Annotated in this window: 10 protein-coding genes; 4 read left to right on the top strand and 6 right to left on the bottom strand. The window is 72.3% G+C overall.

Annotation, left to right across the window (positions count from 1 at the left end; translation table 11 throughout):
- Positions 1–75: 75 nt before the first annotated feature.
- From AB0D04_RS28355 to AB0D04_RS28365, 3 genes are all read right to left on the bottom strand, one after another.
- Positions 76–933, bottom strand: coding sequence for an alpha/beta fold hydrolase (locus tag AB0D04_RS28355; protein WP_362708805.1), 858 nt, complete (start codon positions 931–933; stop codon positions 76–78).
- 245 nt (positions 934–1,178) lie between these two features.
- On the bottom strand, positions 1,179–2,297 hold the full coding sequence (locus tag AB0D04_RS28360) for a helix-hairpin-helix domain-containing protein (RefSeq protein ID WP_362708807.1): 1,119 nt from the start codon (positions 2,295–2,297) through the stop codon (positions 1,179–1,181).
- Complete coding sequence (locus tag AB0D04_RS28365; RefSeq protein WP_362708810.1) at positions 2,294–5,785, bottom strand: DNA polymerase III subunit alpha; 3,492 nt, start codon at positions 5,783–5,785, stop codon at positions 2,294–2,296. The genes AB0D04_RS28360 and AB0D04_RS28365 overlap by 4 nt, the downstream gene beginning before the upstream one ends.
- 264 nt (positions 5,786–6,049) lie before the next feature.
- On the opposite strand from AB0D04_RS28365, the gene AB0D04_RS28370 reads away from it, so the two are divergent.
- Positions 6,050–7,099 carry a DUF3533 domain-containing protein gene (locus AB0D04_RS28370; RefSeq protein ID WP_362708813.1) on the top strand — a complete coding sequence of 350 codons (1,050 nt, stop codon included), beginning with the start codon at positions 6,050–6,052 and terminating at the stop codon, positions 7,097–7,099.
- Positions 7,100–7,316: 217 nt separating this feature from the next.
- Positions 7,317–7,640, top strand: a complete 324-nt coding sequence (locus AB0D04_RS28375) for a nuclear transport factor 2 family protein (protein ID WP_362708816.1) — start codon at positions 7,317–7,319, stop codon at positions 7,638–7,640.
- Between the two features lie 202 nt (positions 7,641–7,842).
- Here AB0D04_RS28375 and AB0D04_RS28380 read toward each other — a convergent pair whose 3' ends face one another.
- Positions 7,843–8,613: an SDR family oxidoreductase gene (locus AB0D04_RS28380; protein ID WP_362708819.1), complete on the bottom strand. Its 771-nt coding sequence runs from the start codon at positions 8,611–8,613 to the stop codon at positions 7,843–7,845.
- A 116-nt stretch (positions 8,614–8,729) separates the two neighbouring features.
- Here AB0D04_RS28380 and AB0D04_RS28385 point away from each other — a divergent pair, with 116 nt between their 5' ends.
- Positions 8,730–9,407, top strand: a complete 678-nt coding sequence (locus AB0D04_RS28385) for a TetR family transcriptional regulator (RefSeq protein ID WP_362708821.1) — start codon at positions 8,730–8,732, stop codon at positions 9,405–9,407.
- A 432-nt stretch (positions 9,408–9,839) separates the two neighbouring features.
- A complete protein-coding gene (locus AB0D04_RS28390) occupies positions 9,840–10,280 on the top strand; it encodes a subtilase-type protease inhibitor (RefSeq protein WP_362708824.1) in 441 nt (146 codons plus the stop codon).
- Between the two features lie 484 nt (positions 10,281–10,764).
- Here AB0D04_RS28390 and AB0D04_RS28395 read toward each other — a convergent pair whose 3' ends face one another.
- The gene (locus AB0D04_RS28395; protein ID WP_362708826.1) at positions 10,765–11,838 is read right to left on the bottom strand and encodes a S1 family peptidase; all 1,074 of its coding nucleotides are present in this window, start codon (positions 11,836–11,838) and stop codon (positions 10,765–10,767) included.
- 605 nt (positions 11,839–12,443) lie between these two features.
- Positions 12,444–13,475 carry a slipin family protein gene (locus AB0D04_RS28400; RefSeq protein ID WP_362708828.1) on the bottom strand — a complete coding sequence of 344 codons (1,032 nt, stop codon included), beginning with the start codon at positions 13,473–13,475 and terminating at the stop codon, positions 12,444–12,446.
- Positions 13,476–13,732 lie beyond the last annotated feature (257 nt).

Here is a 13,732-nt window from a genome sequence, read left to right on the forward strand (position 1 = left end):
CGGCGCCGGGTACGTCGACGAACCCGGCGCCCGGAGCCTGCCGCAGGCCGCGATCGCCGCACCGACCCGGGCCGGTCAGCCCACCGATGCGCAGGTCGTCGGGGTGGCGTGGGCCGGGTCGAGGGCGTTGGCGGTTTCGTGGAAGGCGAGGCGGTCGGCGAGGCCGATGGCGACGTGTTCGGAGAGGTCGACGGGACACAGGTCCTGGAGAACGACGTTGCGGACATCGGGGCCGTCGAGGAACTGCGTCCGGTACGGCGTGACGACCTCGTCGTACCTGGTGGCGATGACGGTGTAGTGGATGCCCGGGAGGGTGTCGCCGCCCTCGTTGAGGCGGTTGAGGATGTCCGAGCCGGCGATCTGGTCGGTCAGGCCGGGGGTGAGTTCGCTGACGTACTTCTTGGCGTCGGGGAAGAGGTCCAGGAGCCGGGTCAGGCCGTCCACATCGGTGCCGTGGTTGTCGGGGGCCAGCCCGACCAGCGCATTCACCTTGTCCGCACCGCCGTGGAACTTCAGATAGACCCGCGGCATCATGCCGCCCTGGGAGTGCCCGACGAGATCGGCCTTGCCCGCGCCGGTGGCGGCCAGCACCTTGTCGACGTAGGCGGCGAGCTGCTCGGCGGAGGCGTCGACGGGGCCCAGGCCGTGGAAGAGCGGGACGCCGGGCAGCTGGCCGTAGTCGAGGGAGAAGACGCAGTAGCCGCGGGCCACCAGGTAGGGCGCAAGGCCCAGCCAGTTGTCGACGGAGTTGCCGAAGGTGCCGTGCACCAGGACCACCGGGCGGGGGTGTGCGGCGGAGGGCTTGCAGGAGAAGTTGTTCCAGCCGCTGCGGACGGTGGGGGCCTCGGCAGCGGCGGGTGCGGCGGTGGTGAGACCGCAGGCCAGGGCGAGGGCGGGGAAGAGGGTGAGCGCTCGTGACCAGCGCAGCTTCATACGATGCTCCTTGCGGGGTGAGGGGACTCCGAAGTGCTCGGTGAGCCGTTCACCTGCGATCCGGATCGCAAGGGCCAACGCAGTTGACTGCCAAGTAAGTTACGGCTGGGTAAGCAGGATGGGCCAGTCAGGTGACGGTGAAGGAAGCAGCACGGAACTTTCACCGGACGTACGGGAGCAGCCGCCGCAGGACGCGCTGTTTCTTCGACGAGCCGACACCACGGTCCGCGGTATGCCGAGAAGCTCTACCGCGACCGGGGGGATCTGGGGGCGGCCCCGCCGACGGGCTTCGCCGCCGGCCGTACGGCGCCCGGTCCGAAGCGGGCCCTGGCCCGGTCGACGGCCGCCTCGATGCGGTACGCCTTGTCGTCGACGGGGTCGAACGTCAGCTGGCGCGCGGCGAGTTCGGCGCGGCACAGGTCCTCCGCCCGCAGCGCCACGGACCGCACCCGCGCCCGTTGCAGGCCGAGCGCGGCGTGCAGCGCATAGGCCGCCCCGGTCAGCGCGGGCCCGTGCGCGGTCGGCCCGTCCAGCCGCCGGCTGCGGGTCGTGGTGGAGCGGTCGGCGTAGCGGACGGTGAGGGTGAGGGTGCGGGCCACCTGGCCGCTTGCGCGCAGCCGGGCCCCGAGGTCGTCGGCGAGCGAGAGCAGCGCGTGACGGCGGCGTACGGGGTCCAGCTCGTCGTGGAGGAAGCGGTGTTCGGCGCCCATCGAGCGGGCCGCGGCATTGGGCGTCACCGGTGTCGGGTCGATGCCGCGGGCCCGCTCGTACACCGCGCGGCCGGTCTTCGCGCCGAGGATCCGCTGCAGCGTGGCGGGCGGCGCGGCGGCGATCCGCTCGACGCTGTCGAGTCCGTACGCACACAGGGTGCGCGCAGTTGCGGGCCCGACGCCGTAAAGGGCCGAGGCCGGGCGGCGGGCGAGGAAGGAGGCGACGGATCCGGTGTCCGAGGGGACGGACCGGATCTCGCCGGGCGGCGCGGTCTGGGCCGCCATCCGCGCGAGCAGCGGGTTGGCGCCGATCCCGATCGTGCACCGCATGCCGTACCAGGCCAGCGCGCGCAGCCGGATCAGCTCGGCGATGCCCGCCGCGTCCCGGTCGAAGTAGCGCAGCGCCCCGCGGACGTCGGCCAGTGCGGCGTCCGGCGGCAGCGCCTCGATGACGGGCGTGAACTGCGCCAGGAGGTTGAGCAGCTGCTCGTACCGGGCGGCGCTGACGGGCGTGTCGTCGGCGGCGCGGAAGCGCACATGGAGCGTGGCCGGCGGGCGCGCAGCGGGGGGCGCGGCGTCAGCCGCTCCAGTGGAGCCGGTGCTTGCACCGGAGGGGTCCGGCGGGGCGGCGGGGGGCTTCGGTGCGGGATTCATCCTGCGCTCCCCTGGCTGGAGTGCCACAGCTTGCGGCCGGTGGCGGCGCGTTCGCCCGCGGGCTGGAGGTCGGCCCAGGGGTGCATTTCGTAGCCGGTCTCCAGGCGGATGGTGCGGCCGGAGTCGGCGGCGGAAGCGGCAGTCTCGGGCCCCCTGTCCGGCCCCTGCGCGAGCCGGTCCGTGACCGCCTTCAGGCCGCCCTCGCGGCGCAGTTCGGCCAGTTCGGCGAGGTTCCAGGCAGCCGCGCCGACCACGCTGAGGCTGCGCGGCCCGCGGCGCTGGACCGTACCGCGCACCAGCAGCAGCCAGGAGTGGAAGACGGTGCGCGCGCAGGCCTCGTGGGAGTCGTCGAAGAAGGCGCAGTCGACCAGCCCCGTACTGTCGTCGAGGGTGGTGAAGATGACCCGGCGGCCGGACCGGACGGGCGGGGTCTGGGTGGCCGCCTTGGCCCCGGCGACCAGTACCGTCTCGCCGTGCCGGGCGCCGCGCAGCAGCCGGGCGGGCAGGACGCCCAGCTCCGTGAGGAACTCCCGGTGGTCGGCCATCAGATGGCGGGAGGCGTCCATGCCGAGGATGCCCAGCTCGGCACTGAGCCGTTCGACGTCGCTGAGGTCGGGCAGCCCCGCCGGCTCGACCGCATCGGCCCTCGTCGCCGCTTCCTCCTCCGGTGTGCACATCGTCAACTGGCCATCCGCCACGCCGCGTTGGTGGTGGTGCAGCTCGGCGATGTGCAGCAGCAGATCGCGCCGGTTGGCGCCGAAGGAGTCCAGCGCGCCCACCCGGGCGAGGCGTTCGGCCACCGGACGGGACGGCCGGGCCCGCTGCCACAGGTCCTGGAGCGAGCGGTAGACCTGCCCCGCCTCGATCCGCCGCGCCTCGGCCTCACTCATCCCGTGCACGTCACAGAGGGCGAGCCGCAGCCCCCAGACACCGCGGGAACCATCCCCATCGGACACCAGTTCGATCCGATGGTCGACCGCCGACCGGTTCACGTCCAGCGGCAGCACCGGCACCCCGCGCCGCCGTGCATCCGCGAGCAGCAGCCGCTTCGGGTACATCCCGGGGTCATGGGTGAGCAGCCCGGCGTAGAAGGCCGCGGGGTGATGCGCCTTGAGCCAGGCGGACTGGTACGTGGGCACCGCGAAGGCGACCGCATGCGCCTTGCAGAAGCCGTATGCGCCGAAGGCCTCGACGATCTCCCAGGTGTGCGCGATCACCTCGGGGGTGTAGCCACGCCGCTCGGCCCGCTGCGCGAACCAGGCGCGCACCCGCCCCTGGAGTTCCGGATGCGACAGCGCGCGCCGCTTCTCGTCGGCCTCGTCCCGCGCGCAGCCTGTCATGATCCGCAGCGTCTCGATGATCTGCTCGTGGAACACCACGACCCCATAGGTCTCGCGCAGCGGTTCCTCCAGGTCGGGGTGCGGACAGCGGACCGCCTTACGGCCGTGCCGGGCCTCGATGAAGGGCCGCACCATGTCGGCGGCGACCGGCCCCGGCCGGAAGAGGGAGATGTCGACGACGAGGTCGTGGAAGGTGGCGGGCTGGAGCCGGCCGACCAGATCGCGCTGGCCGGGCGATTCGATCTGGAAGCAGCCGAGCGTCTCGGTGGAGCGGATCAGGTCGTAGGTGGCCGGGTCCCCGGGCGGCACCTGCGCGGGGTCGTCGAGGTCGAGGCGGCGCCCGGTGGCCCGGCCGATCTCGGCGACCGCGTGCGCCATCGCGGACTGCATCCGCACGCCCAGCACATCGAGCTTGAGCAGCCCCATCTCCTCCACGTCGTCCTTGTCGAACTGGGACATCGGGAAGCCCTCGCCGCTGGTCGGCACGACGGGCGTACGGTCCAGCAGCGTGGCGTCCGAGAGCAGCACCCCGCACGGGTGCATGGCGATGCCGCGCGGCAGCGCGTCCAGCGCCTCGACCAGCTCCCACAGCCGCTCGCCGCCGGCTTCCCGTACGCCGCGCAGCTCGGGGAGTTCGGCCAGCGCGGCCCGTGCGTCGCGGGCGCGGATGTGCGGGAAGGCCTTGGCGAGGCGGTCCACCCGCGCCGGGTCCATACCCATCGCCGCGCCCACGTCCCGTACGGCGTGCCGTACCCGGTAGGTCTCGGGCATCGAGACCGTCGCCACCCGCTCCGCCCCGAAGCGGTCGAAGATCGCGCGGTAGACCTCCAGCCGGCGGGCGGACTCCACATCGATGTCGATGTCCGGCAGCGCCGCCCGCCGCTCGGACAGGAAGCGCTCCATCAGCAGCCCGTGCTCGACCGGATCGGCGTGCGCGATCCCCAGAAGGTGGTTGACCAGGGACCCCGCGCCGGACCCGCGGGCCGCGACCCGGATGCCCATCTCCCGTACATCGTCGACGACCTGAGCGACCGTCAGGAAGTACGAGGGGTAGCCGAGCCGTTCGATCGTACGGAGTTCGTCGTGCAGCCGCTCCCATCGCGTGCGGTCGCGGTCGTAGCCGCGCAGGACCATGGCGGCGGCGCAGCGCGAGCGCAGCACCCGGGCGGCGGCGCGGCGGTCGGCGCCGACCAGGTGGGGCTCGGGGAAGTGGATCCGGCCGAGCCCGATGTCGTCCCGGGGATCGACCAGGCACTCCCCCGCGGTCTCCTCGGTCATGGCGAGCAGCCGGTGGGCCAGATCGCGGCGGAATCCGGCCGCCTCGGCGATCCGCCCGGCGGTCCGGGCCATCGCGGCGGTGTCCTTGAGCCAGCGCTCGCCGCCGTCCCAGGACTCGGGGCGGTGCCGGTCCACCGGCACCAGGCGGCGGGCGGAGTCCAGGACGTCGGCGACCGGACCCTGGCCGGGGTCGGCATAGCGGACCGCGTTGGTCAGGACGGCGCGGATGCCCTGGTCGACGGCGAAGCCGAGCATGCGGGCGGCCAGCCGCGGGGAGCCGGGGCCGCTGCCGGGGCGGCCGTGGTCGACGACCTCCAGGCGGAGCGCGTCGCCGTACCGCTCGCGCCAGGGGGCGACGAGCTTGGCCGCGCGGTCCGGGCGGCCTGCGGACAGTGCCCGGCCGGCCTCGGAGTCCGGGCCGAGCAGCACGGTCAGGCCGTCGGTGGCGGATTCCAGGGCGCCCCAGGGGACCACGGGCCACTCCTGCCGCCCGGCGTGGGCGGCGGAGACCAGCCGGCACAGGGCGGCCCAGCCGGACGCGCCGTCGCGGGCCAGGAAGACGGCGCGGGCGGCGGACTCGTCGAGGAAGGCGCCGCCGCGCACCGGGGTGCGCCGCCGGGCGGTGGCCGCGGGGGTCCCGGCGGCCGACTCGCACTCCTCCACGGCGAGTTCGGTGCCGAACAGCGGGCGGATACCGGCCTCGGCGGCGGCCTTGGCGAACCGTACGGCTCCGGAGAGGCCGTCCCGGTCGGTCAGCGCGAGGGCGTCCATACCGCGTTCGGCGGCGCGCTCGGCGAGCCGCTCCGGGTGGGAGGCGCCGTAGCGCAAGGAGAACCCGGAAGCGGTGTGCAGATGCGTGAACCCGGGCACCCACACCTCCTGCACCTCATCGGCCCCCCGGCTGATCCTCGGTCCCTCTGGTTTCTCCCTCCACCATAACGCGTAACTCGAACATTCGTACGAACACACACGCGGGGATCATTGCCGCTGCCGTCTACATCCGCACCCTCAACCGCACCCTCAACCGCACCCTCCGCATCGACCGGCCTTCCATCGATCGGCCCCGCCCGATCTGCGCACCCGCACCGCCGACCGGAAGATGTGGGAACACCGGGCCCCAGAACGGAGCGGCGCATGGCCAGCACGGACGACGGCACCCGTACCCGAATGACCTTCCCCGAGGAGGTCAGGAGCGCGGTGACGACCCGGGCCGCGCTGATGGTGATCGGCGTACTGGGGCTGATGGTCGCGTTCATCACGTCGTACGCGGGCGCCTTCCACCACCCCACGCCGACGGATGTGCCGTTCGGCGTGGTCGCTCCCCCGCGGACCGGCGGGCAGCTGGTGGCACAGCTGGACCGGCTGCCGGGGTCGCCGCTCGACCCGCGCGCGGTGACCTCCGAGCGGCAGGCGCGGCAGCGGATCGCGGACCGGACGCTCGACGGCGCGCTGATCGTCGACCCGCGCGGCACCACCGACCGGCTGCTGGTGGCGAGCGGCGGCGGCGCCTCGCTCTCCCAGGCGGTCGAGGCCGTCGTCCGGGGAGCGGAGAAATCCCAGCAGCGCACCGTCCGTACGGTGGACATCACCCCGGCCGACCGCAGCGACAGCCGCAGCCTGACGTCCTTCTACCTCGTCGTGGGCTGGTGCGTGGGCGGCTATCTGTGCGCCGCGATCCTCGCCATCAGCCACGGGGCCCGCCCGGCCAACGGGGCGCGCGCGGCCATCCGGCTGGCCGCGCTCGCGCTCTATGCGATCGTCGCCGGGCTGGCGGGCGCGGTCGTCGTCGGCCCGATCCTGGGCGCGCTGCCCGGCAGCATCGTCTGCCTGTGGGGCCTGGGCGCCCTGATCGTCTTCGCCGTCGGGGCCAGCACCCTGGCCTTCCAGTCGCTGCTGGGCATCATCGGCATCGGCCTGGCGATCCTGGTGATCGTGGTGTTCGGCAACCCGAGCGCGGGCGGCGCCTACCCGTACCCGCTGCTGCCCCCGTTCTGGCGGGCGATCGGCCCCGCCCTGCCACCGGGCGCGGGCACCTGGGCGGCGCGCTCCGTCGCGTACTTCCGGGGCCATGCGATGACGGGGCCGCTGCTGGTGCTGGGGGCCTGGGCGGTGGGGGGTGTGCTCGTCACTCTTGCGCTGTCGGTCTTCCGGAGGAACGGGGAAGGGGGGCGGCGGCCGGCGTGAGACCGTTCGGCCCGTCGGACCGTCGCCGCACCGCTTCGTCGCTCAACCGCTCAACCGTCGTCGCTTCGCCGCTTCGCCGCTTTGTCGCGTCGCCGCGTCGCCACTTCGTCGCTCCGAACGGATGGCACACCGGCCCTGTGCGCATGGCCGCGGCCGTCCCGTGGAACACACCCAGCGTCACGAGGGGGCGATGCGACGCACATCCGGGAGCAACACCATGACCATCCCCGCCGACAAACTGTCCCAGCCTGCGGTACGCGCCCTGGTCACCGCCGTCAACAGCCACGACGAACAGGCATTCTTCGCCGCGCTCACCCCCGACGCCACGATGTCCGACGACGGTTCCGACCGGGATCTGCGGGAGTGGTCCGAGCGGGAGATCTTCGCCACGCGGGGTCACATCGATGTGCAGTCGCAGGCGGACAACGGGCTGTCCCTGGTGGCGAACTACCGCAACGACACCTGGGGCGAGATGCGCACGCGCTGGCACTTCACGGTGGCGGACGGAAAGGTGAGCCGCTTCGAGACCGGGCAGGCCTGAGGGCGCACCCGGTTGGGGCCGGACACCCCGGTGCGGGAAGAGCACGGCGCCCGCACGTGCTGCGCCCCTCCCAACGCCACACGCGCGGGCACCGCGCCCTTCCCGCGGATGCCCCGTCACCTTTCCGCACCGCTCACCCATGCCACTTGCGCAGGGGTTCCGCCGCCGCTGCGCAGGGGTTCCGCATGCAAATGAGTTCCGCCTACATATGGGTTCCGCCGTCGATACGGATCTCCGTACCGGTGACGAACGCACCGTCCTGCGAGGCCAGCATCGCGATGACGCCCGCGACGGTCTCCGGGCCCGCGAAGCCCTGGCCGATGGCCGGGGCGAGCTTGGTGAACAGGCTCAGGTCCGCGTCCTTGGGGAGCCCCGGGCCGCGACCGGTGGTCATGCCGCTGGCGATGGAGCCGGGCGCCACGCACACCGCGCGCAGCCCCTGCTTGCTGTACTCGCTCGCGATGGCATGCGTCATCGACTGGATGCCGCCCTTGCTCGCCGCGTACGCCGACATGTACGGGTGCGCGAACGAGGCGGAGGTGGAGCTGAAGTTGACCACGACCGGGGAGTCGCCCTCCAGGAGAGCGGGCAGCGCCTCACGGATCATCAGGAAGGTACCGGTCAGATTGACCGAGATGATCTTGTTGAAGAAGTCCAGGCTGGTCTCGTGGGTGTGCGAAGAGCGCAGGATGCCCGCCGCGTTGACCAGCGCATCCAGGCCGCCGAGGCCGGACACCGCGGCGGCGACACCGGCCCGGACCGCCGCCTCGTCGGATATGTCCAGGGGCGCGGTCACCAGGCGGGCGGCTGCGCCGTCCGCGGCCGCGCGCTCGGCGGTGACCTTGAGACCCGCCTCGTCGATGTCCGCCGCCACGACCCGGCCGCCCTCGGCCAGGATCCGGTGGACGGTGGCCTGACCGATGCCCGAACCGGCTCCGGTGATCAGTACGCGGCGGCCGTCAAAGCGGTTCATGGTGCTGCTCCGTTCTCGAGGTTCAGCCGCACCGTACGCTGAAGTGGCACGATGTGCCACATTCGCACGTTACGCCGATGTGCCACTGCACTCCCCCGCCTCCGTAAGCTGAGCCCATGTGCACCGCGCCCCGCCCCGCCCCCGCCGCCCGCCCCTCGCTGACCGAGCGGCGCAAGGCAGCGACCCAGCTGGAGATCGCCCGCACCGCGGCCGCCCTGTTCGCGGAGCGCGGCGCCGCGGTCACCGCCGACGAGATCGCCCGCACGGCCGGCGTCGCGCTGCGCACCTTCTACCGCTACTTCCGCACCAAGGAGGACGCGGTGGCGCCGCTGCTCACCGTCGGCGTGCGGGAGTGGATCGACGATCTGGCCACCCCGGCCGGCGGGCCCGACGCACCGCCCGCACGGGAAGCGCTGGAACAGGCCGCGCGCCGGGCCCTGACCCCCACCGACGCACCGGCCACAGAGGCGCTGCACTGGACCCGCGGGCTGCTGCGGGCGATGCCCGGCGATCCGGCGTTGCGCGCGGTCTGGCATCGGGTACACCACGACTCCGAGGAGGCGCTGGTCCCGGTGCTGGCACGGCTGACCGGCGCCGATCCGCTGACGGTTCGGCTGGCTGCGGCGGCCGCGAACACCGCGATGCGGGTCGCGGTGGAGGAGTGGGCCGCGAGTGAGGAACCCGAGGACGGGCCGCGGGGTCCGGCGGAACTGGTGACCCGGGCAATGCGGGCCCTGACGGCGGGGCTGCCGGAGCTGACCGTCAGCGGATCGGCAGCGGATCGACAAAACTGACCGTCAGCGGATCGGCAGACGGGCGCGCGGCCGCGGCTCGCCGGCCGAAGTAGCGGCTCACGGTTGACCCCATGGAGCGACTCCCCCGGCCGGGCCCGTACGGAGGCATCTCCAACCCATACGGAGGCAGCCTCTGGCCCCCCTCTTCGGCCAATCGCGGGAGATCGACGCCCTCCCGAACGACCGGTCGGCGGCCGGATTCCTCCCCTCCAGGCGCGACCGAGGCCCCGTTCCGTACGGCCATCAACACCGCATCCCGGCTGGCCGCACACTGCGCTGTCACACCCCCTTCACAACCTCACCGCATTCGATCGCGCCATTACGCACTGCTTTCATCTATCGACTCAAAGCGATCGCCAGAGGTGCATCCGGCGCACAGGTTGAGCCAGACTCCCGTCCGGCATCTGCACCTTCGAGCAAGGAGTTTTCGTCATGCGGTACATCTCTGGAGCGATCGCACTCGGCGCGGCGCTGGTTGTCGGCACCCTGGCCACCACGGCCCAGGCGGCCGAGGCACCGGCGCAGCCCGTACGGTCCGGCGGGCTCTACGCCCCGACGGAGCTGGTGCTGACCGTCGGCCAGGGCGAGAGCCGCGCGACGGCCACGGTGGAGCGCGCCGTATCCCTCAGCTGTACGCCGAGGGCGACCGGCAGCCACCCGAACCCGAAAGCAGCCTGCGCCCAACTCCGCGCAGTATCCGGCGACTTCACCCAGGTGACCGGCGCGGCGACGGACCGGCTGTGCACCAAGGAGTGGGACCCGATCGTGGTCACCGCGGACGGCGTCTGGGCGGGCCACCGGGTGTCGTACACCTACACCTTCGCCAACTCGTGCACGATGAGCGATGGCCAGGGGTCGGTGTTCCGGTTCTGACCGGAACACTCCGGATGCGTCGGACGCGTCGGACGCTCCGGATGAGCGATTCCTGACCAGAGGGACCAGATCCTCGGGCACCGGACGGCGGTGCCCGGGGATCTCGGCGTACTGGGACTCCGGCCGCACAGGGGGATCCTGGCGTACGGGGGGGGGGATCCTGGCGTACGGACCGCCGCTCGCCCGCCGGCTGCGCCGGGCCCCGCAGGCGCAGCCCGCGTTCACCCCGGAGAGCCGACTACCATCCGGTGGAACTAATTACTCTCCGTAATCGTTGCTGGAATATGGAAGCAGCGAGCAAGGCACCGGCACACGGCACGACACCGGCCCCGGACGGCGAGCACGTCCCGGGCCGGCACCAGTGTCATCACCGCCATCAGCCGCAGGCACAGATCGACCGAGCCGCCCCGACGGGGCAGCCTCTCCGGCCGAGCCGCCGGACAGGTCAGCCTCTCCGTACGGCAGGTCAACTCCGTACGGCAGGTCAGCCGATCTCCGCGCCCTCCGCCTGCAGGGCCTCCGGGACCGGCTGGAAGAAGGTCTCGCCGCCGCCGGAGCAGTCGCCGCTACCGCCGGAGGTGAGGCCGAGCGCGGACTCGCCGTCGAAGAGGGCGCCACCGCTGTCGCCGGGCTCGGCGCAGACGTCGGTCTGGATCAGACCGTCGACCGTGCCCTCCTGGTAGTTGACGCTGGCGTTCAGCGCCTTGACCGTACCGTCGTGCACCTGGGTGGTGCTGCCGCTGCGCTGCACCTTCTCACCGACCGTGGCCTCCGCGGCCTTGGTGATCTTCTGGGTGCTGCCGTTGTAGAGGTTCACCTCGCTCGGGTGCGCGGTGTCGCCGGTGTACTTGGCGATGGCGTAGTCGTCACCGGGGAACTTGGAGTCCTCGGTGGTCGCGATCTCCGAGCCACCCTGCTGGTCGGACCAGCTCTTGACGGCGTTGCCGCAGTGGCCGGCCGTCAGGAAGTACGGCTGGCCGTCCTTGACGACGTTGAAGCCGAGCGAGCAGCGGGCGCCACTGCCCCAGATTGCGTCGCCGCCGCCGATGAAGGGCTTGAACTCACCCTTGCTGTGGCGGAGTTCGACCTTGTCGCCGAGGCCCTTGGTGACGCTGGTGAGCCGGTCCAGCTTGGCGCCCTTGACCGTGCGGTCGGCGGTCACCACGACCTTGTTGCTGACCGGGTCGACGCCCCAGGCGGTGCCGGGGATGGTCGCCTTCGACTTCAGGGTCTGCCGGGCCGCGTCGAGCTGGGCGAGCGTGTGCTTGACGAGTCGGGCCTCCGCGCCCTTCGCCCGTACGGTCTTGGCCGCGGCCTCGTTCACGACGTTGACCACGAGCTTCTTGGCCTGGGCGTCGTAGTAGGCGCCGGCCGTGCCGGTCTTGAGCTGGGACGCCAGGGCGGTCGCCGCGGCGGAGGTCAGCTTGACCACCTTGGGGGTGGTGGGGGCGGGGGCCGCGTTGGCGTTGGCCAGGGTGACGGTGGCGGTGGTGGCGAGGGCCAGCGCTCCCGCGCCTGCCAGGAGTGCGCGCCGGTTGGGTATGCGTCGGTGCTTCAACTCAATGCCTCCCGTGGGGGGATGGACCCGGTCCGTGGGGGGATGTCCGGGTCCGAGAGTGTGAGGAATCGGGACACAAACGTTTCGCCCGGTACAGCAGCACTGTGCAGCAGCGCTCCGGGGAGTCGCGTCCATGCCAACGTGCGGGGCCGAGTATCCCCATCCCTCTCACTCGCGCACAAGACCGAGTTCCGGTCTCGGGTACGGGAGTTCACCGTTTCATCACACGAGGGTCACACCGATATCCGCGGGGGTGCGTCCTGTGTACGGACGGGGCTGCGCCTGGCCGGAAACCGTTCATGATTGCGTTCATGGTTGGCGGTCCTGTCCGGCCCAGTCCAGTCCAGTCAGGGTCCAGTCCGGTCCGGTCTTGTCCTGTCCTGTCCGGCGCGGTCCGGCCCCGTCCGGCGGCGCAGCCCGATCCGGCCCAGGTCACCGGCGCCGACGGCCGGCGCTCACAGCTCGGCGGTCGGCGCCGGCGTCGGCGGCCCGGCCCGGCGCGGCCCGGCGCGGACAGCGGTCGGCTTCGGCGGCCCGGCGCGGACAGCAGTGATCGCCGTGTCCGTCCGGCGGGCGGGCGCGGCGATCACATGCCGTCGGCGGCGCTATCCGCGCTCGGTGCCCCGCCCCACGTCGAGGCTGTCCGTCCTGGGGAGGTCGGGCAGGGCGGCCAGCTCGGCGGGCAGCGCGTCCTCATCGACATCCTCGACAGGGGCGACGTCGTGGATGTCGTCGAAGTCCGCGGTCGCGTGGGCGTCGGTGCCCGTGGGCGTCGTCCGCCCGGCATCCTCGGCGGGCTCGACCCGCTCCGCCCGCTCGTCCGGCCCGGCGTGCTCCGCCCGCTCCGCCTCGACCTGTGCCGTCTGCGCCTGGGCCTGGAGGCCGGAGCGTTCCAGGAAGCGCAGGAGCTCCACGGGGAAGGGCAGTACCAGGGTGGAGTTCTTCTCGGCGGCGACTGCCACCACGGTCTGCAGGAGTCGCAGCTGAAGTGCGGCCGGCTGGTCGGACATCGCTGCGGCCGCCTCGGCCAGTTTCTTCGAGGCCTGCAGTTCGGCGTCGGCGTTGATCACCCGGGCGCGCCGGTCGCGGGTTGCCTCGGCCTGGCGGGCCATCGAGCGCTTCATGGTCTCCGGGAGGGAGACGTCCTTGATCTCGACCCGGTCGACGGTGACGCCCCAGCCGATGGCCGGGCTGTCCATCATCAGCTCCAGTCCCTGGTTGAGCTTCTCGCGGTTCGAGAGGAGATCGTCCAGTTCGCTCTTGCCGATGATCGACCGCAGTGAGGTCTGTGCCATCTGTGAGACGGCGAAGCGGTAGTCCTCGACCCGGATGACCGCGTCGGCGGCGTCCACGACCTTGAAGTAGACGACCGCGTCGACCCGGACCGTGACGTTGTCGCGGGTGATGCCTTCCTGGGCGGGCACCGGCATCGTAATGATCTGCATGTTGACCTTGCGCATCCGGTCGACGGCCGGAACGATCATGGTGAATCCCGGTTGCCGCACCTCGGAGGCCAGCCGCCCGAGCCGCAGCACCACTCCGCGCTCGTACTGCTTGACCACGCGCGCCGCGGCCATGAGGTACACCAGGCCGGCGCATCCCACCGCCACCCCGGCCGTCACCAGTTCTGCGAGCATCACGGCCCCCTGACATCAGCCGTCCGCCACTCGGGCCAGCCGCCCGAATGGCGCTTATCTATCATCGTATGCCCGGTTCAGGGGGTGGTCGAAAGACGCAGGCGGCCGCAGGGCGCGGGCCCCTGTCCGCCGGCGGACAGGGGCCCTGACGAGGACCTTGGCGGGTCCTGGCCTCATTCCCTACTCGGCGCAATACGTCATCCTGCGCGGCTTCTATGCCTACGAGGACACCCGCACTCCCTTCTACAACACCCTCG

This window comes from Streptomyces sp. NPDC048483, assembly GCF_040651455.1.
In the GTDB taxonomy this organism is placed as follows: Bacteria; Actinomycetota; Actinomycetes; order Streptomycetales; family Streptomycetaceae; genus Streptomyces.